Here is a 19,440-nt window from a genome sequence, read left to right as displayed (position 1 = left end):
GTTATTCTTTGCACTTTTCAACGTCTGTTAATTTATCGTTGATGGTTATCACTCCACTCTGGTAGGCGTATTGGGGGACACTGGGACATTTATGAAGCTCAAGGGAAAAATTAAAAAACGTTATTTTCTGCTCGCCATCATCATTATTGTGGCGATGATTTCACTTTGGCGAACGCTTAATGCGCCACTACCACAGTATCAAACGTTAATTGTACGTCCAGGCGATCTCCAGCAAAGTGTGCTGGCTACCGGGAAACTGGATGCGTTACGCAAAGTTGATGTTGGTGCACAAGTGAGTGGGCAGTTAAAAACGCTGTCAGTAGCCATCGGCGATAAAGTTAAAAAAGATCAGTTGCTCGGCGTTATCGATCCTGAGCAGGCGCAAAACCAAATCAAAGAAGTAGAAGCGACGCTCATGGAGCTGCGGGCTCAGCGTTTACAGGCCGAAGCTGAGTGGAAACTGGCGCGCGTAACGCTTTCTCGTCAGCAACAACTGGCGAAAACGCAGGCGGTTTCGCAGCAGGATCTCGACACGGCAGCGACCGAAATGGCGGTCAAGCAGGCACAGATTGGCACTATTGATGCACAAATTAAGCGTAATCAGGCTTCCCTTGATACGGCAAAAACGAACCTCGATTACACGCGAATCGTCGCGCCAATGGCGGGTGAAGTGACGCAAATCACCACCCTCCAGGGGCAAACCGTGATTGCCGCCCAGCAAGCGCCCAACATTTTGACGTTGGCAGATATGGGCACCATGCTGGTAAAAGCGCAGGTCTCCGAGGCAGATGTTATTCACCTGCAGCCAGGCCAAAAAGCCTGGTTCACTGTGCTGGGCGATCCGCAGACACGGTATGAAGGCGTGCTCAAAGATGTCCTTCCGACGCCTGAGAAGGTGAATGACGCCATTTTCTACTACGCCCGCTTCGAAGTGCCTAACCCGAAAGGGATCCTGCGCCTTGATATGACCGCGCAGGTGCACATCCAGCTCACAGACGTTAAAAATGTACTGACGATCCCGCTGTCGGCGTTGGGCGATCCTATTGGCAACAACCGCTATAACGTCAGGCTGCTGCGCAATGGTGAAACCCGCGAGCGCGAGGTGGTCATCGGTGCCCGTAATGATACCGACGTAGAGATTGTGAAAGGGTTGGAAGAGGGTGATGAAGTTATCACCGGTGAGGGTAAAGCGGGAGTAGCACAATGACGGCATTGCTTGAGTTGAGCAATATCCGCCGCAGTTACCCGTCAGGCGAGGGACAGGTCGAGGTATTAAAGGACGTTTCCTTGCGCATCCAGGCCGGTGAAATGGTGGCGATTGTCGGGGCGTCAGGCTCGGGTAAATCGACGCTGATGAACATTCTGGGATGCCTGGACAAGGCGACCAGTGGAACCTATCGGGTTGCGGGGCGGGATGTTTCCACCCTGGATAGCGATGCGTTAGCGCAACTGCGGCGTGAGCATTTCGGCTTTATCTTCCAGCGTTATCATTTGCTGTCACATTTAACGGCGGCACAAAACGTAGAGGTCCCGGCGGTGTATGCCGGGACTGAACGTAAGCAGCGTCTGGCGCGTGCTCAGGAATTACTTCAGCGCCTGGGATTGGGCGACCGGGTTGATTATCAGCCTTCCCAGCTTTCCGGTGGTCAGCAGCAACGTGTCAGTATTGCGCGTGCGTTGATGAATGGTGGTCAGGTTATTCTGGCCGATGAACCCACTGGCGCGTTGGACAGCCACTCCGGCGAAGAGGTGATGGCTATTCTGCATCAGCTACGCGATCGCGGGCATACGGTAATTATCGTCACGCACGACAGCCAGGTTGCCGCCCAGGCAGAACGTGTCATTGAAATTCGTGATGGCGAGATTGTGCGTAATCCACCACCACAAAAGCCCACTGCCGGACGTGATATTGATGAACCAACGGTAGCGACGGCTTCTGGCTGGAGCCAGTTTGTCAGCGGTTTTCGTGAAGCATTGACCATGGCATGGCTGGCCATGGCCGCCAACAAGATGCGTACACTGCTCACAATGCTGGGTATTATCATCGGTATCGCTTCGGTGGTGTCGATTGTGGTGGTGGGCGATGCGGCAAAACAGCTGGTGCTGGCAGACATCCGGGCGATTGGTACGAATACTATCGATATCTATCCGGGCAAAGATTTCGGTGATGACGACCCACAATATCAGCAGGCGCTGAAGTATGACGATTTAGTCGCGATTCAGAAGCAACCCTGGGTCAGTTCCGTTACGCCTGCGGTATCGAAGAACCTACGCCTGCGCTATGGCAATATTGATGTCGCCGCCAGCGCAAACGGCGTTAGCGGTGATTACTTCAACGTCTATGGCATGACGTTCAGTGAAGGCGCCACCTTTAATGCAGAACAGCTGGCGGGGAGGGCGCAGGTGGTGGTGCTTGACAGCAATACCCGACGTCAGTTGTTCCCCAGCAAAGCAAAAGTGGTGGGTGAGGTTATTCTGGTGGGAAATATGCCAGCCACCGTTATTGGCGTCGCGGAAGAAAAACAATCGATGTTTGGCAGCAGCAAGATCCTGCGCGTCTGGCTGCCATACAGCACCATGTCAGGGCGGATCATGGGGCAATCGTGGTTAAACTCTATTACCGTGCGGGTAAAAGAGGGTTTTGATAGCGCCCAGGCCGAGCAGCAACTCACCCGTCTGTTATCGCTGCGTCATGGCAAAAAAGATTTCTTCACCTGGAACATGGATGGCATCTTGAAAACCGCCGAAAAAACCACACGTACATTACAGCTCTTTCTGACGCTGGTGGCGGTGATTTCGCTGGTGGTGGGCGGGATCGGTGTGATGAACATTATGCTGGTATCGGTGACAGAGCGTACGCGTGAAATCGGTATTCGGATGGCCGTAGGTGCGCGGGCCAGCGATGTATTACAGCAGTTCTTAATTGAGGCAGTGCTGGTGTGTCTGGTGGGAGGCGCGCTCGGCATCAGTTTGTCGATGTTAATTGCCTTTACGCTACAGCTGTTCCTGCCCGGGTGGGAAATTGGTTTCTCTCCTGTCGCGCTGCTAACGGCTTTCCTGTGTTCAACCGCCACCGGAATTTTGTTTGGCTGGCTTCCGGCCCGTAATGCAGCGCGTCTGGATCCCGTTGATGCTCTGGCACGAGAATAACGTGTTGTATTGCATAAGAAATAAAAATGCCAGCCTCAGGGGCTGGCATTTTGTCTGCGGGATGTACACAATGAGACAGAAGAGCTATGCGACAGCTTCTGCTTCAATGACGGGCACGATAAGACTGGCATGATTGCCTTTTGGCCCCTGGTGGACATCAAACTGGACAGACTGTCCGGCTTTTAGCGTTCTGTAACCATCCATCTGAATGGTGGAATAATGGGCGAAGATATCTTCACCACCGCCTTCGGGGCAGATGAAACCAAACCCTTTGGCATTGTTGAACCACTTAACAGTACCCGTTTCCATACTTCGACATCCTTCGTAAATCTTATATAAGTAAGATGGAATGAACCGGTGGCGGAGTGGGGGCTGTTCAAAACCTCGCCAACTCTCGAAACTACAATTTAGAGAAATCAGGCGAGGCGTCAAGCGCCAGGCAGGTGGAATAGGGTAAAAATGCATCAAAATTTGAAGCAGTTAACGCTATTGTCGGATATGTGACAGATGTCGCGGATGGCACTGATAGATGATAGTTATCTAATACTTGAGGTAGATTGATTGTGCGCATAGGCTCTTGTCAGCGGCAAGTTATTCTGCCGGTAACCGTAACTGAAGATGACGACTGACAATGGGTAAGACGAACGACTGGCTGGATTTCGAACAGCTGGCGGAAGACAAATTGCGCGACGCGCTAAAACCGCCATCTATGTATAAAGTGATATTAGTCAATGATGATTACACTCCGATGGAGTTTGTTATTGACGTGTTACAAAAATTCTTTTCTTATGATGTAGAACGTGCAACGCAACTGATGCTTGCCGTTCACTATCAAGGTAAAGCCATCTGCGGCGTATTCACCGCCGAGGTTGCTGAAACCAAAGTGGCGATGGTGAACAAATATGCGAGGGAAAACGAGCATCCGTTGCTGTGTACGCTGGAAAAAGCCTGAATGCAGGCATAAATATTGGGGGAGGTGCCTATGCTCAATCAAGAACTGGAACTCAGTTTAAATATGGCTTTCGCCAGAGCGCGCGAGCACCGACATGAGTTTATGACCGTCGAGCACTTGTTACTGGCGTTGCTCAGTAACCCATCGGCCCGCGAAGCGCTGGAAGCGTGTTCTGTGGATCTGGTGGCGCTCCGTCAGGAACTCGAAGCCTTCATTGAACAAACCACACCCGTATTGCCTGCCAGCGAAGAAGAACGCGACACGCAGCCGACGCTGAGTTTTCAGCGTGTTTTGCAACGCGCTGTCTTTCATGTTCAGTCCTCCGGGCGCAATGAAGTGACTGGCGCTAATGTGCTGGTTGCTATCTTCAGCGAGCAGGAGTCACAGGCGGCCTATCTGCTGCGTAAGCATGAAGTCAGTCGCCTGGATGTGGTGAATTTCATTTCTCATGGCACGCGTAAAGACGAACCGAGTCAGTCTTCTGACTCCGGGAATCAGCCAAATAACGAAGAGCAAGCTGGCGGGGAGGACCGTATGGAGAACTTCACGACTAACCTTAACCAGCTGGCTCGCGTGGGCGGGATTGATCCGCTTATTGGCCGAGAAAAAGAGCTGGAGCGCGCCATTCAGGTACTGTGTCGTCGGCGTAAAAATAACCCACTGCTGGTGGGTGAATCCGGCGTCGGGAAAACGGCGATTGCCGAAGGTCTCGCCTGGCGTATCGTCCAGGGCGACGTGCCGGAAGTGATGGCTGATTGCACCCTTTACTCTCTGGATATCGGTTCGCTGCTGGCTGGTACCAAGTACCGCGGCGATTTTGAAAAACGCTTTAAGGCGCTGCTGAAACAACTGGAACAGGATACCAACAGCATTCTGTTTATCGATGAGATCCACACCATTATCGGTGCGGGTGCGGCATCGGGCGGCCAGGTGGATGCGGCTAATCTGATCAAGCCGCTGCTCTCCAGCGGGAAAATCCGTGTGATAGGTTCAACCACTTATCAGGAGTTCAGCAATATCTTTGAGAAAGACCGTGCGTTAGCGCGTCGCTTCCAGAAAATCGATATCACTGAGCCGTCAGTGGAAGAGACCGTGCAGATCATCAACGGTCTGAAACCGAAGTACGAAGCGCACCATGATGTTCGCTACACCGCCAAAGCGGTACGTGCAGCGGTCGAACTGGCGGTGAAATACATTAACGATCGTCATCTGCCGGATAAAGCGATTGACGTGATTGATGAAGCGGGCGCACGTGCGCGTCTGATGCCGGTCAGCAAGCGCAAGAAAACCGTCAACGTGGCAGATATCGAGTCCGTCGTGGCCCGCATTGCGCGGATCCCGGAGAAGAGCGTTTCGCAGAGCGATCGTGATACGCTGAAAAATCTGGGCAACCGTCTGAAAATGCTGGTATTCGGGCAGGATAAAGCCATTGAAGCACTGACCGAAGCGATCAAAATGAGCCGTGCTGGTCTGGGACACGAGCATAAACCGGTCGGGTCGTTCCTGTTTGCCGGGCCGACTGGCGTTGGTAAGACCGAGGTCACGGTACAACTGTCCAAAGCGCTCGGCATTGAGCTGCTGCGTTTTGATATGTCCGAATATATGGAGCGCCACACCGTCAGCCGCCTGATTGGTGCGCCTCCGGGTTATGTCGGTTTTGACCAGGGTGGTTTACTGACCGATGCGGTGATTAAACATCCTCATGCGGTACTGTTGCTGGATGAAATCGAAAAAGCGCACCCGGACGTCTTCAACCTGCTGCTGCAGGTGATGGATAACGGTACGCTGACCGACAATAACGGGCGTAAAGCGGATTTCCGCAACGTGGTGCTGGTGATGACGACCAACGCCGGGGTACGTGAAACTGAGCGTAAATCGATTGGGCTTATTCATCAGGACAACAGTACTGATGCGATGGGCGAAATCAAAAAAGTGTTTACGCCGGAATTCCGTAACCGCCTCGACAACATTATCTGGTTCGATCATCTCTCTACTGAGGTGATTCATCAGGTGGTGGATAAATTTATTGTCGAGCTGCAGGTTCAACTGGATCAGAAAGGTGTCTCTCTGGAAGTGAGTCAGGAAGCACGTAACTGGCTGGCGGAAAAAGGCTACGACCGCGCAATGGGCGCACGTCCGATGACGCGAGTGGTTCAGGACAACCTGAAAAAACCATTGGCCAACGAATTGCTGTTTGGTTCGCTGGTGGATGGCGGTCAGGTTACCGTCGCACTGGACAAAGAAAAAAATGAGCTGACCTATGGTTTCCAGAGTGCGCAAAAGCACAAGCCAGAAGCTGCCCATTAATTTCTAATTACATGATAAACCGGGTGTAATGCCCGGTTTTTTTTCGCCTGAAAGTAGTGATTTGAATTGGGGGGACTCGGAGAGTATAAACGGCAGGCAAAAAATAAGCCTGCGTAAGGGAGATTACGCAGGCTAAGGAGGTGGTTCCTGGTACAGCTAGCATTTATGGGTTATGTTTTTCAGCGGAGGGGATAATACCCTTAATGAACGAAACGGTATGTGATCGATTTCTAAGAATCTTCCGAACGCTGAAAAATAACCGTAATTAACTACTTAGCATGCGGGTTGCGCGTGGACTCACCGGCAAAATTACGCATCAACAATGCATAATTCAGATCGATATCCTGCGGTACGGGCATCCATACGGTATAACCATCACCAGGCGCAACTGGCATAGCTTCGCCTTTCGCGTTTTCCATCTGCTCAAGGGTGAAATTGACGTTACCCTGTGGGGTCATCAGCTCCAGACTGTCACCGACGGTGAATTTGTTTTTCACCAGTACAGCGGCCAGATCGCCTTTGCGTTCGCCGGTGAATTCGCCGACAAACTGCTGACGTTCGGAAACAGAAAAACCGTATTCGTAGTTCTGATAGTCGTCATGCGTATGGCGGCGCAGGAATCCTTCGGTATAACCACGGTGTGCCAGGCCTTCCAGTGTTTCCAGCAGTTGCGGATCGAACGGTTTACCGGCTGCAGCATCGTCAATGGCTTTACGATAGACCTGTGCGGTACGGGCGCAGTAATAGTAAGACTTGGTACGGCCTTCGATTTTCAGCGAATGCACGCCCATCTGGGTCAGGCGTTCAACGTGGGCAATTGCGCGTAAATCTTTTGAGTTCATGATGTAAGTACCGTGTTCGTCTTCGAACGCGGTCATGTATTCACCCGGACGCTGGGCTTCTTCAATCATAAACACTTTGTCCGTAGGCACGCCGATCCCAAGCGTCGGTTCCACGTTTTGTACCGGTATGGGTTCATATTTGTGTACGATATTACCCACTACATCTTCTTTCCCTTCCTGCACGTTGTATTCCCAGCGGCAGGCATTGGTACAGGTACCCTGGTTAGGGTCGCGTTTGTTGATGTAGCCGGAGAGCAGGCAACGGCCGGAGTAGGCCATGCACAGCGCACCGTGCACGAAGATTTCAAGCTCCATATCCGGAACCTGGGTGCGGATCTCTTCAATTTCTTCCAGCGACAGTTCGCGAGACAGGATCACGCGGGTCAGCCCCATTTGTTTCCAGAATTTCACCGTTGCCCAGTTTACGGCGTTAGCCTGTACTGAAAGGTGAATGTCCATCTCCGGAAAGTTTTCGCGCACCAGCATGATAAGCCCTGGATCGGACATGATCAGCGCATCCGGCCCCATTTCCACAACGGGTTTCAGGTCACGAATGAAGGTTTTCAGCTTGGCGTTATGCGGGGCAATGTTCACCACCACATAGAATTTTTTACCCAGTTCATGGGCTTCATTAATGCCGAGCTGCAGGTTTTCGTGGTTGAATTCGTTGTTGCGTACACGCAGAGAGTAACGCGGTTGGCCCGCATACACAGCATCTGCGCCATAGGCGAAAGCGTAACGCATATTTTTCAGCGTTCCCGCCGGGGAAAGGAGTTCCGGTTTAAACATAGTTTTCTCGTTCTGATGACAGGTCAGACTCGCTTCACTGAATGAAGCGGTTGGGGGAGTGCCCCCATATTAAGGGCGGGCATTGTATCGCTGCGTGACGGGTAGGTAAAGTTATTGTGCCGGGTGGGCGTTTCGCCTTACCCGGCCTTTTTGACTTCTGGCAGATTAAGCAATCCGGCAGGCATCGGCTTCCCAGCGATATCCTACGCCATAGACCGCGCGGATAAACGACTGCTCTGTATCAAGCGATTCCAGTTTACGGCGCAGGTTCTTGATATGGCTGTCGATAGTGCGGTCGGTAACCACGCGGTAATCGTCGTAGAGATGATTAAGCAACTGTTCGCGAGAGAATACTTTTCCCGGTTCATGCGACAGCGTTTTGAGTAAGCGGAATTCGGCGGGTGTTAAGTCGAGCATTTTCCCACGCCAGGACGCCTGAAAACGACCTTCATCGACAATCAGCGGGCTGTCTGCATCCATTTGTTGCAGTTCGCGCTGCGGCTTGCAACGGCGCAGGATCGTTTTCACTCGCGCGACGACTTCCCGCGGGCTGTACGGTTTACAAATGTAGTCATCGGCGCCGATCTCCAGCCCCAGCAGGCGGTCAATCTCTTCGATTTTGGCGGTCACCATCATGATGGGGACTTCCGAGAAACGACGAATCTCCCGACACAGAGTCAGACCGTCGGTACCTGGCAACATCAGATCTAACAAGATCAGATCGGGCGGCGTCTGGCGTACGTAAGGCAACACCAGATCACCGTGATTGATGAGCGTAGGGGCATAGCTTGCCGCACGCAGGTAGTCGATTAGCAGTTGCCCCAGCTTGGGTTCGTCTTCCACGATCAGAATACGCGGCGTGTTTTCATCAATGGGTAACTCAGTCATACATCTCTCTGTAAATCGCGTTCCAGCGGTAATTCTACTGTAATGCTAACCCCGCCAAAAGGCGAATGGGCGGCGCGGATCAGACCATTATGCGCCTGGACGATGTTGACGCAAATTGCCAGCCCCAGCCCGGACCCTCCGCTGGCCCGGTTACGGGACCCTTCGGTGCGGTAAAAACGTTCAAACAGTTTCTGTAGCTGTTCGTCGCTAACGCCGGGGGCGGAATCGGCGAAGGTTAATAACACCATCCGCTCGCGCTGTTCGGCGCTGATATGCAGACCGCCACCGCTGTCGGTGTAGCGCAGGCTGTTTTCCAGTAGGTTGTTAAACAGTTGCATCAGGCGATCCCTGTCGCCAAAGACTGTCATGCTGTCCGGGAGTGAAAGTTGGATCGTCAGTCCACGGCTGGCAAAACGTTCACGAAACGCGCCGCTGGCCACTTCCAGCAGAGGGATCAGGTCCAGCGAGGTTTTCTGATAGGCCAGCGCACCTTCATCAGACATAGAAAGCTGATGGAGATCGTCTACCAGTTTGGTGAGCGTACCGACTTCGGCCTGCAGTGAGGCTACCGAATCCGGCGTGAACTGACGTACACCATCCTGGATGGCTTCGAGTTCGCCGCGCAAAACTGCCAGCGGCGTGCGCAGTTCGTGAGAAATATCGGCCATAAAGTCACGGCGCATCTGCTGGTTTTTTTCCAGCGTACTGGCGAGCTGGTTAAAGTCCAGCGCCAGTTTACCCAGCTCATCCGTACTGGTCGGCGCAACGCGAGTGGTGAAATCACCAGCGGCAAGTTTGTGCGTGCCTTCCACCAGCCGTTTGACCGGGGCCAGCAGGCTACGCGCCAGCGTAAACGTTGCCAGCGCCGCCAGGATCGTGGAGAGTGCAACGATAAGCCAGCTGGAACGTCTTTGCTGCATGTCGAAATTGATATCGGTATTGCGCGTTAAGCGCTCCACCGGAGAGGCAATCACAGCACCCACTTCGCTACCGTTGACGCGGATGGGATGGCGCATACCGTCGCGGGGGACCGGAGCCCGCGGGCCGACCAGTACGTGGGCATTTTGATCGACAACCCAAAACTGTGTACGCCAGCCGTGCGGCGGCATACCTGGGCCCGGTTTATCATCGTCGTTGTCGTGTTCAAAAGAACGTAGGATCTGAAAAACAAACCGATCGTTATTGCGCAAAAATCGCCAGTTGCCATGTTGTTCATACTGTTCGCCGAGCGCATCGCTCAACATTTGCAGCCGCTGTTCGTTACCGTGCTTAATATAGTCGATAAAACCGCGTTCGAAGCTTATGCGTACGGCCCAGTGCATGCTGATCAGCAACACAATGCAGGTGGCGAAAATCGCCAGAAACAGTTTGCCGGTGATACCGGGCCGCCAGAACTTCATCAGGTGCTCCTTTTGCGCCGTGAAATCACCGCGTTGGTCTGCGTGTCGTCCGGCACGCGGGCAAAAATGATGGCGGGCAGTGCGATAAGGAACGCAATGCACAGCCAGGTATACATAAAGACGGTATGCGTAGACGCGCTGTCGATGGCGATATGTTGCTGCCCGAACATGCCTAACAACAGACCGGCGATGGTTACCCCGATACTCATCGACAGTTGCATGATCATCGACAGCAGGCTGTTGCCGCTGCTCGCGAGGTCATCCGGCAGGTCTTTTAGCGTCAGCGTGTTCATTGAGGAGAAGCGGGTAGAATTGACCATTCCCTGTAAGAACAGTATGAACGGCAGGGCGTAATACCAACCGAGTAACGCGGTGCTCATCAGCAACAAGCTGACCATCGACAGGCCAAGCGTGGTGGTGACCAGTACGCGACGGTAACCAAACCGGTTGACGACCTGCACCACGATGCGTTTCATTCCCATACTGCCCAGCACCATCGGGATCATCATCAAGCCAGCATGAAATGGCGAAAAGCCCAATCCAATCTGCAGGAATACCGGGGTCATGAACGGTAACATCCCGCTACCAATCCGCCCGGCAAAGCTGCCAAACAGGCCTAACGAGAAGGTGTGTGTACGAAACAGGTGCAGGCTAAACAGTGCACGAGGGTTGTTGTGGGCGTGTTTCAGATACAGCAGGATCGCCAGTACGCCACAGATAACCAGTGCTGCCAGCGTGATGTGGGAAATGCCGGTTCCCTTACTACCATCAAGCGCTAAGGTGAGTACCGCCATGCCGACAGCCAGCATCATGAATCCAGAAAGGTCGAAACGGCGAGTTTGCATAGTGTAGTTGGGCATCAGCATTAACGTCGCTATTGCCCCGACAATGCCTACCGGAATGTTAATCAAAAAGATCCAGTGCCAGGAGGCGTACTCAACCAGAATACCGCCTAATGCCGGGCCCAGAAGTGGACCAATCTGACCGGGCAAGGTGACGAATGTCATTGCCGCCATGTATTGCTCGCGTGGGACGATTTTCATCACCGTCAACCTGCCGACCGGCACCATCATTGCGCCGCCTACACCTTGTAACACGCGAGCCATCACCAGTTCATTCAGCGTTCCGGACCAGGCGCAAAAAAGCGATCCCAGCGTAAACAGAATGATAGCGGTGAAGAATATATTGCGCACACCGATTTTATCAGCCAGCCAGCCGCTGGCGGGGAGCATTACGGCAACGGTAAGCACATACGACACAATGACCATGTGCATATGCAGTGGGCTTTCCCCGAGGCTTTTGGCCATCGAGGGAAGCGCGGTGTTGACGATGGTGGTATCCAGCGACTGCATAAAAAAGCCAAATGCCACAATCCAAAGTTGCCAGCGGGTGCTGTCGGGAAGTTCTGTCATAACTCTGCTACCGGTTTGCTGTTTTTACGCGAAAAACGCAGACGCAGACGGTCGAAAAAGAGATAGACCACCGGAGTGGTGTACAGTGTCAGTAGCTGACTGACAACCAGCCCGCCAACAATGGTTATCCCCAGTGGTTGACGCAGTTCAGAGCCGTCACCTGCGGATAATACCAGCGGCAGCGCACCAAACAGGGCCGCCAGCGTGGTCATCATTATTGGGCGAAAGCGCAGCAGGCAGGCCTGGAAAATCGCTTCTTCCGGCTGCAAATTGCCATTTCTCTGCGCTTCCAGCGCAAAATCGACCATCATGATGGCGTTTTTCTTCACAATGCCAATTAATAGCATGATCCCTATCAGGGCGATTAGGCTGAACGGGGCATTGAACAGCTCCAGCGCCAGCAAAGCCCCAACGCCCGCTGAAGGTAGCGTGGAGAGAATGGTCAGCGGGTGAACATAGCTTTCATACAGCATGCCCAGCACGATGTAGACCGTGGCAATAGCGGCGATGATCAGGATCACCTGTGAGTTCATGGTGTCCTGAAATACCTGCGCCGTACCGGCAAAGCTGCCGCGAACCGTCGAGGGAACGCCGAGCTGGGTCATGGTTCGGTTGATGGCCTCTGTCGCCTCAGATAAAGAAGAACCTGTTGGCAGGTTAAACGACACGGTTGAGGCGGCAGATAATCCCTGATGGTTTACCGATAGCGGCGCATTCGCCGGTTGCCATTTGGCAAAGTACGATAACGGGATCGCCTTACCGTCATTGTTGATGACGAACATTTTGTCCAGCGCGCTAATGTCCTGGGTGTAACGCCTGTCGACCTCCATCACCACTTTGTACTGGTTCATCGGCTGATAGATGGTTGAAATTTGTCGCTGACCAAAGGCGTTATTCAGCAGGCTGTTGGCGGCTGCGACGTCGATCCCCAGACGAGACATGGTGTCGCGATCGTAGATAAGATTCATCTCCGCGCCATTGTCCTGCTGATCGGAGTTGACGTCAGCCAGTTGGGGCAGGGCGGCAAGCGCCTTACGGATTTTCGGTTCCCACTCGCGTAGTGCTGCGAGGTCATCTGATAACAGAGTGTATTGGTAGCTGGCATTAGCCTGGCGACCACCGACGCGAATATCCTGCACCGCCATCAGAAACAGGTTTGCGCCGGGTTCTTTGGCAAGCGCGACACGCAGGCGGTCGATCACCTGTTGCGCCGTTTCGTGACGTTCGCCACGTGGCTTCAGGGTGATAAACATCATTCCGCTGTTGACGCGTGATCCGCCGGTAAACCCGGTAACGTTATTCACCGCAGGATCGTCGCGGATGATCTTCATAAAGTCCTGCAGTTTGCCGCGCATCGCCTGGAAAGAGATGCTCTGGTCGGCCTGGATCCCGCCCATGAGTACGCCGGTATCCTGCTCCGGGAAGAAGGTTTTGGGGATTGAAATATAGAGCCAGACGTTCAGGGCAATGGTTGCGAGTAGCACCACGCCCACCATGCGCGTGTGGCGTAGCACCCACTTCAGCGAGGTGGCGTAGCTTTGTTGTAATGCCACCAATACACGGCCAAATCCCCGCTTACGCGATTGTTCGCGTGGCGTGCTGGATTTGAGCATCCAGCCGCACATCATCGGCGTCAACGTTAGCGATACCAGCAGTGAAATACCGATGGCAACCGACAGCGTGACGGCAAATTCGCGCAACAGGCGTCCAGGCAACCCGCCCATTAACAGCAGAGGCAGGAAAACCGCCACCAGCGACAGGCTCATGGAGAGCACCGTGAATCCTACTTCGCGCGTACCCTGTAATGCCGCCTGGAGTGGCTTCATTCCCGCTTCCAGGTGGCGGGCAATATTTTCCAGTACCACAATGGCATCATCGACGACAAATCCCGTTGCAATGGTTAACGCCATCAACGACAGGTTATTCAGGCTGAATTCGCACAGATACATGGCGGCAAAGGTACCAATCAGCGAGACCGGAACCGCTACTGCGGGGATTAAGGTCGCGCGCCCGGAGCGCAGGAAAACAAACACCACCAGGATAACCAACGCGACGGAGATAATCAGCGTCTGTTCGACTTCCTCCAGCGAGGCGCGAATAGTCGGCGAACGGTCCTGGGCGATTTGCAGATCGATGGCGGTCGGGACCAGCGTTTGTAATTCCGGCAATTTGGCGCGAATGCTGTCTACTGTCTGAATAATATTGGCTTCCGGCAGTTTGCGGATCATCAGCAGAATGGCCGGTTTGGCGTTGGTCATCCCCGCGTTACGAACGTCCTGTACCGAGTCGGTTACAGACGCAACGTCACCCAGCCGCACCGCAGCGCCGTTGTTATAGTGGATGATAATAGGTTGATATTCGGCGGCGGTTTTCAGCTCATCGTTAGTTTGTACCTGCCAGCGATGGGTTTCATCTTCGATAGCGCCCTGTGGCTTACGCACATTAGCGTTGTCGATCGCGCTACGCACTGCGTCCAGTGATACACCCTGGTTAAACAGCGCCTGCGGATTAAGCCCCACACGCACGGCGGGAAGAGAGCTTCCTCCGACATCCACATCACCGACGCCATTGATTTGTGCGATGGTCTGCGCCAGTTGCGTCGATGCGAAATCGTACAGTTCACCCTGTGAGTATGTGTCAGACGTGAGCGTCAGGATCATGATTGGCGCATCAGAAGGGTTGGCCTTCCGATACGTCGGGCGGCTGGGCATCCCGCTGGGCAGCAAGCTTTGCGCGGCGTTAATGGCGGCCTGTACGTCCCGTGCTGCACCGTTGATGTCGCGGTCAAATTTAAATTCGAGAATAATGCGCGTACTGCCAAGCGAACTGCTTGATGTCATCTCATTTACGCCCGCGATCCGCCCAAGTGAGCGCTCCAGCGGAGTTGCGACCGAAGATGCCATCGTTTCAGGGGAGGCACCGGGTAATGATGCGCTGACCATAATCACCGGGAAATCAACCTGCGGCAGTGGAGCGACCGGCAGCAGACGAAAGCCCAGAATGCCGCACAGCGTAATCGCCACCGAGATGAGAATGGTCGCTACCGGACGATGAATGAAAAGCGCGAAAAAGTTCATTTACGCTTCCTCTTCCTGACGTGGGAAGCGGCTTTTCACGTACAGCGACAGTCGATCAAACAGCAGATAAATCACCGGCGTGGTAAACAGAGTTAATACCTGACTTACCAACAGACCGCCAACCATGCCAATCCCTAACGGACGGCGTAACTCCGCGCCCACACCGGTACTTAACATCAGCGGCAACGCGCCGAGCAGCGCTGCCAGCGTAGTCATCAGGATCGGGCGAAAACGCAGTAAACAGGCCTGGAAAATAGCATCGCGCGGCACCATGCCTTGTTCGCGCTCCGCGGCAAGGGCAAAGTCGATCATCATGATGGCGTTTTTCTTGACGATACCGATGAGCAAAATAATGCCAATAATCGCGATGACGTCCAGTTCGCTGCCGGCAATCATTAACGCCAGGAGCGCCCCGACGCCCGCCGTCGGCAGCGTGGAGAGAATAGTAATTGGGTGAATAAAGCTCTCATACAGCACGCCGAGGACGATATACATCGCGACAACCGCCGCCACAATCAACCAGATGGTATTACCCAGCGCAGCCTGGAAGGCGAGCGTGCTGCCCTGGAACTGGGTAGTAATATTTGCGGGCAGGTTAAGCGTTTTTTCGGCATCCAGAATCGCCTGTACCGCATCACCCAGCGAATGTTCGTCTGGCACGTTGAACGAGATGGTGGTGACCGGGAACTGATCAAGATGGTTAATCGACAGCGGGGCAAAACGCTGTTCAATACTGGCGATCGCGCTGAGCGGTACTATGCCACCGTCGCTACTGGTCAGACGTATTGTATCCAGTGCCGCAAGCCCCGGCGTATTGTTGGTGTTATGTTCTAACACCACGCGATACTGATTTGCCTGGGTGTAAATAGTCGAAATCAAACGCTGGCCGAAGGCGTTGTACAGGGCGTTGTCGACATCTGACATGCTGATGCCCAAACGGCTGGCGCTGTCGCGATTGACGTTCACATACGCTACCAGCCCTTTGTCCTGCCAGTCACTACTGACATCGGACAGTTGCGGTAGCTGATTTAGTTTTGCTATCAGCTGTGGAACCCAGGTGCTGAGGGCATCAAGGGATGTTGCTTGCAGCGTGAACTGATATTGCGTCCGGCTGACCTGGGTATCAATTGTCAGGTCCTGGGTCGGCTGAAGGTAGAGGTCAACGCCGGGGACTCTGTCAACCGCGTCCTGTAACCGGGAGATCACTTTCTGCACGCGATCGTCACGTTCATCCAGCGGTTTAAGGTTGATTTGCAAACGCGCGCTGTTTAATGCCGGATTCGTACCATCTACGCCAACAAACGCGGTCAGGCTCTCTACCGCCGGATCTTTAAGGATGACATCTGAAACCTGACGCTGGCGCTCGGACATGCTGGCAAATGAACTGGATTGTGGAGCCTGTAGCGTGCCCTGAATAATGCCGTTGTCCTGAATTGGGAAGAAACCTTTGGGGATGAAAACCCACAGCATGACGCTCAATGCCAGCGTGCCGAGCGCCACGCTCAGCGTCAGCCACGGATGGTTAAGCACTTTTGCCAGCCAGTGACCGTACCCGGCAATCACACGATCGAACATGCGCTCCGAGGCGCGGGAGAAGCGGTTTTGCTTACGCAACGAGGCCTGACTAAGCATACGCGCGCACATCATCGGCGTGAGGGTAAGTGAAACGACGGCGGAAATCAGAATCGCCACGGCCAGCGTAACGGCGAATTCACGGAACAAGCGCCCGACGATATCGCCCATGAATAGCAGAGGGATCAATACCGCAATCAATGAAAACGTCAGGGAGATGATGGTAAAACCAATCTCGCCTGCGCCTTTCAGGGCGGCAGTCAGCGGTTTTTCCCCTTTTTCGATATAGCGCGAAATATTCTCGATAACCACGATAGCGTCATCCACCACAAAGCCCGTTGCGATGGTGAGCGCCATTAAGGTCAGGTTGTTGATGGAGAAATCAAGAAATACCATCACCGCGAAAGTGCCGACTAGCGATAGCGGTACGGCGACGGCGGGAATAATTGTCGCCGGAACATTGCGCAGAAACAGGTAGATAATCATCACCACCAGCGCTATCGCCAGCATCAGCTCGAACTGGGTGTCTGCCACAGAGGCACGAATATTGGTGGTACGATCGGAAAGTACGCTGACCTTAACCGATTTGGGCAGGCTTTCGGTGAGCTGCGGCAGCATCTGACGGATACTGTCAGCTGTGGAGATGATGTTTGCCCCAGGCTGGCGCTGCACATTCATCACAATGGCTGGTTGCTTATTTGCCCATGCACCCAGCCAGCTGTTTTCTGCCCCTTGTTCGACGGTAGCGACATCGCCCAGACGAACCGGCGCACCGTTTTTATAGGCAATAATCAGCTGACGATATTCATCTGCGGACTGCATCTGGTCGTTAGCTGAAAGGGTAACGGCACGTGTTGGGCCATCAAGACTCCCTTTTGCTGAATTGACGTTGGCACCGGTGATGGCCGTACGGATGGTTTCGCTGGTTAAACCGAGGGCGGCAATGGCCTGTGCGTTAAGCTTCACGCGGACCGCCGGACGTTGTCCACCGGAAAGGGTTACCAGACCGACGCCGGAAACCTGAGATATTTTCTGCGCGACGCGGGTTTCGACCATATCTTCCACCTGCGTCATCGGCATGGCGGTCGAGGTGACGGCCAGCGTCATGATTGGCGGATCGGCTGGATTAACTTTGCTGTAGACCGGTGGGTTAGGTAGGTCACTCGGCAATAAATTGGTAGCAGCATTGATGGCGGCCTGAACTTCCTGCTCGGCAACATCCAGTGGCAGGGTCAGTTGAAACTGCAACGTGACGACCGATGCGCCACCGGAGCTTTGCGAGGACATCTGTTTTAAGCCAGACATCTGACCGAACTGACGTTCAAGCGGCGCGGTAACCGCAGACGTCATGACATCCGGGCTGGCTCCGGGATAGAGCGTTATGACCTGAATGGTGGGGTAATCCACTTCCGGCAATGCCGCAATGGGCAGGAAACGATAGCCGATGATACCCGCAAGCAGAATCGCGACCATCAGCAACGTGGTGGCGACGGGGCGCAGAATAAACAGGCGGGACGGGCCGCCTGTATTGCCGGGAGGTAACACCTGCATCAGGAGCTCGCTCCTTTTTTGCCATAGCCGCGCGGTGTGGCTTTGTCGTCGCTAGTGGTGGCGGCGTGAGCCTCCACGACCTCGACTTTAGCTCCTTCCGTCAGACGATCAATCCCGTCGGTGACGACGCGATCGCCCGCGGACAACCCTGCGGCGATCACCACTTTTTGGCTGTCCTGAATACCCGGTTTAACCAGATGTTTGCTGACTTTGTTGTTGCTGTTCAGCACCCAGACAAAGTGGCCTTCGTTGCCCATCTGCAGGGCGGCTGTTGGGATCACAACGGCATTTTGCTGCGTGTCGACCAGCATGCGAGCGTTAACAAACTGATTCGGGAACAAGGCATCGTCCTGGTTGTTAAAGCGGGCCTTTGCTTTGATGGTGCCGGTGGTGGCGTCAATCTGGTTATCGAGGCTCAGCAGCACGCCTTCGCTCAGTTTTTGTGAGTTGGTACGGTCCCAGGCCTCAACTTTCAGTGGCGTCCCCGATTTCTGTGCCTGTACTACGGTCGCGATATCGTTCTCTGGCAAAGTGAAAACCAGATCAATAGGATGGGTTTGTGTAATGACGACAATCCCGGTGGTATCGCTGCTGGATATCTGGTTACCCACATCCACAAGCTTCAGGCCCACCCGACCATCAACAGGTGCCGTTACCCGGCTCCAGTCGAGCTGCAATTGCGCGCTGGCGACGCTGGCTTCATCGGCTTTTATCGTCCCTTGTGTTTCGTTGACCAGCGCCTGTTGCGCATCCAGTTCCTGACGAGAGACCAGATTGGTTTTAACCAACTGCTGATAGCGTGCGAGGTCGCGACGAGCATTGGCCAGCGTGGCTTTATCTTTTGCCAGTTGCCCCTGCGCCTGCGCCAGTGCGACTTTGAACTGACTGGGGTCTATCTCAGCCAGCAGATCGCCGGCTTTCACCTGTTGCCCTTCCTGAAAGTGTATGGCGATGAGTTGGCCGTCCACGCGACTGCGTACCGTCGCGGTGTTCGCGGCAGTAATGGTACCCAGCCCGGTCAGATAGCGTGGAACCGCTTGTTCGACTGCCGTGGCCGCCTGAACCGGAGCCAACGGACCGGAACGCATTCCTCGCCGTCCCGCTGTCGGAGCGGGTTGCGTCTGACGGGTTGCGCCGGGGGCTGTTCCCTGGGGCTCGCTGCGACTTTGCCAGAACCAGAAGGCGGCGATGGCGGCCACGACGATCACGATTACTATCACCCAGCGGGATTTGTTACGGCCTTTCATTGTTATGAGTTTCTCATCCTGAAACGTTTCGCGGAATGATACTAGTTTAGCCAGTGAACAAGGGAGAAAAATGGAGGAATTATGAAACACTGTCGGGATTCGTCTGAATGACGGCGCGGCTTTGCGAGGCATTACGCAACAATTTGCGGCGAAAATAGCGAATGCGTCATTGTGCGTTAGAGTGCGGTCAAGGCAAAAGGAGGTAAGCCAAAGATTTCAGCGGGATGCTGGAACGGGAAAGCCCCTCCCGAGG

At 54.0% G+C, this 19,440-nt stretch carries 12 protein-coding genes; 4 read left to right on the top strand and 8 right to left on the bottom strand.

Going from position 1 to position 19,440, the window contains the following annotated elements:
* Positions 1 to 91 precede the first annotated feature (91 nt).
* Together macA and macB are read left to right on the top strand one after the other, a co-directional pair.
* Positions 92 to 1,207, top strand: coding sequence for a macrolide transporter subunit MacA (macA, locus tag HV041_RS11735; RefSeq protein WP_048212058.1), 1,116 nt, complete (start codon positions 92 to 94; stop codon positions 1,205 to 1,207).
* Positions 1,204 to 3,150, top strand: coding sequence for a macrolide ABC transporter ATP-binding protein/permease MacB (gene macB, locus HV041_RS11730; RefSeq protein WP_121584467.1), 1,947 nt, complete (start codon positions 1,204 to 1,206; stop codon positions 3,148 to 3,150). The genes macA and macB overlap by 4 nt, the downstream gene beginning before the upstream one ends.
* Before the next feature lie 84 nt (positions 3,151 to 3,234).
* On the opposite strand, the gene cspD is transcribed toward macB, so the two are convergent.
* Positions 3,235 to 3,459: a cold shock-like protein CspD gene (gene cspD / locus HV041_RS11725; RefSeq protein ID WP_005128369.1), complete on the bottom strand. Its 225-nt coding sequence runs from the start codon at positions 3,457 to 3,459 to the stop codon at positions 3,235 to 3,237.
* A gap of 322 nt (positions 3,460 to 3,781) precedes the next feature.
* On the opposite strand from cspD, the gene clpS reads away from it, so the two are divergent.
* Positions 3,782 to 4,102: an ATP-dependent Clp protease adapter ClpS gene (clpS, locus tag HV041_RS11720; protein WP_005128368.1), complete on the top strand. Its 321-nt coding sequence runs from the start codon at positions 3,782 to 3,784 to the stop codon at positions 4,100 to 4,102.
* A gap of 30 nt (positions 4,103 to 4,132) precedes the next feature.
* On the top strand, positions 4,133 to 6,409 hold the full coding sequence (clpA, locus tag HV041_RS11715; RefSeq protein ID WP_040231864.1) for an ATP-dependent Clp protease ATP-binding subunit ClpA: 2,277 nt from the start codon (positions 4,133 to 4,135) through the stop codon (positions 6,407 to 6,409).
* A 269-nt stretch (positions 6,410 to 6,678) separates the two neighbouring features.
* Here the strand turns inward: clpA and yegQ are convergent, their stop codons facing one another.
* From yegQ to HV041_RS11680, 7 genes are all read right to left on the bottom strand, one after another.
* Positions 6,679 to 8,040: a tRNA 5-hydroxyuridine modification protein YegQ gene (gene yegQ / locus HV041_RS11710; protein ID WP_121584468.1), complete on the bottom strand. Its 1,362-nt coding sequence runs from the start codon at positions 8,038 to 8,040 to the stop codon at positions 6,679 to 6,681.
* Positions 8,041 to 8,205: 165 nt separating this feature from the next.
* A complete protein-coding gene (gene baeR, locus HV041_RS11705; protein WP_008785214.1) occupies positions 8,206 to 8,928 on the bottom strand; it encodes a two-component system response regulator BaeR in 723 nt (240 codons plus the stop codon).
* Positions 8,925 to 10,328 carry a two-component system sensor histidine kinase BaeS gene (gene baeS, locus HV041_RS11700; RefSeq protein ID WP_048212054.1) on the bottom strand — a complete coding sequence of 468 codons (1,404 nt, stop codon included), beginning with the start codon at positions 10,326 to 10,328 and terminating at the stop codon, positions 8,925 to 8,927. Before baeS ends, baeR begins: the two co-directional genes overlap by 4 nt.
* Positions 10,328 to 11,740 carry an MFS transporter gene (locus HV041_RS11695; RefSeq protein WP_048212053.1) on the bottom strand — a complete coding sequence of 471 codons (1,413 nt, stop codon included), beginning with the start codon at positions 11,738 to 11,740 and terminating at the stop codon, positions 10,328 to 10,330. Before HV041_RS11695 ends, baeS begins: the two co-directional genes overlap by 1 nt.
* On the bottom strand, positions 11,737 to 14,817 hold the full coding sequence (gene mdtC, locus HV041_RS11690; RefSeq protein WP_165712335.1) for a multidrug efflux RND transporter permease subunit MdtC: 3,081 nt from the start codon (positions 14,815 to 14,817) through the stop codon (positions 11,737 to 11,739). Before mdtC ends, HV041_RS11695 begins: the two co-directional genes overlap by 4 nt.
* A complete protein-coding gene (locus tag HV041_RS11685) occupies positions 14,818 to 17,940 on the bottom strand; it encodes an MdtB/MuxB family multidrug efflux RND transporter permease subunit (protein WP_121584470.1) in 3,123 nt (1,040 codons plus the stop codon). It lies immediately after the preceding gene.
* Positions 17,940 to 19,187 carry an MdtA/MuxA family multidrug efflux RND transporter periplasmic adaptor subunit gene (locus HV041_RS11680; protein WP_121584471.1) on the bottom strand — a complete coding sequence of 416 codons (1,248 nt, stop codon included), beginning with the start codon at positions 19,185 to 19,187 and terminating at the stop codon, positions 17,940 to 17,942. Before HV041_RS11680 ends, HV041_RS11685 begins: the two co-directional genes overlap by 1 nt.
* Positions 19,188 to 19,440: the final 253 nt, after the last annotated feature.

Origin of the sequence: Citrobacter sp. RHBSTW-00029, from assembly GCF_014104295.1 — a bacterium.
Lineage (GTDB): Bacteria > Pseudomonadota > Gammaproteobacteria > Enterobacterales > Enterobacteriaceae > Citrobacter > Citrobacter youngae.
Note: the sequence above shows the minus strand (reverse complement) of the source record. Positions and strands in the feature narration are given on the sequence as shown.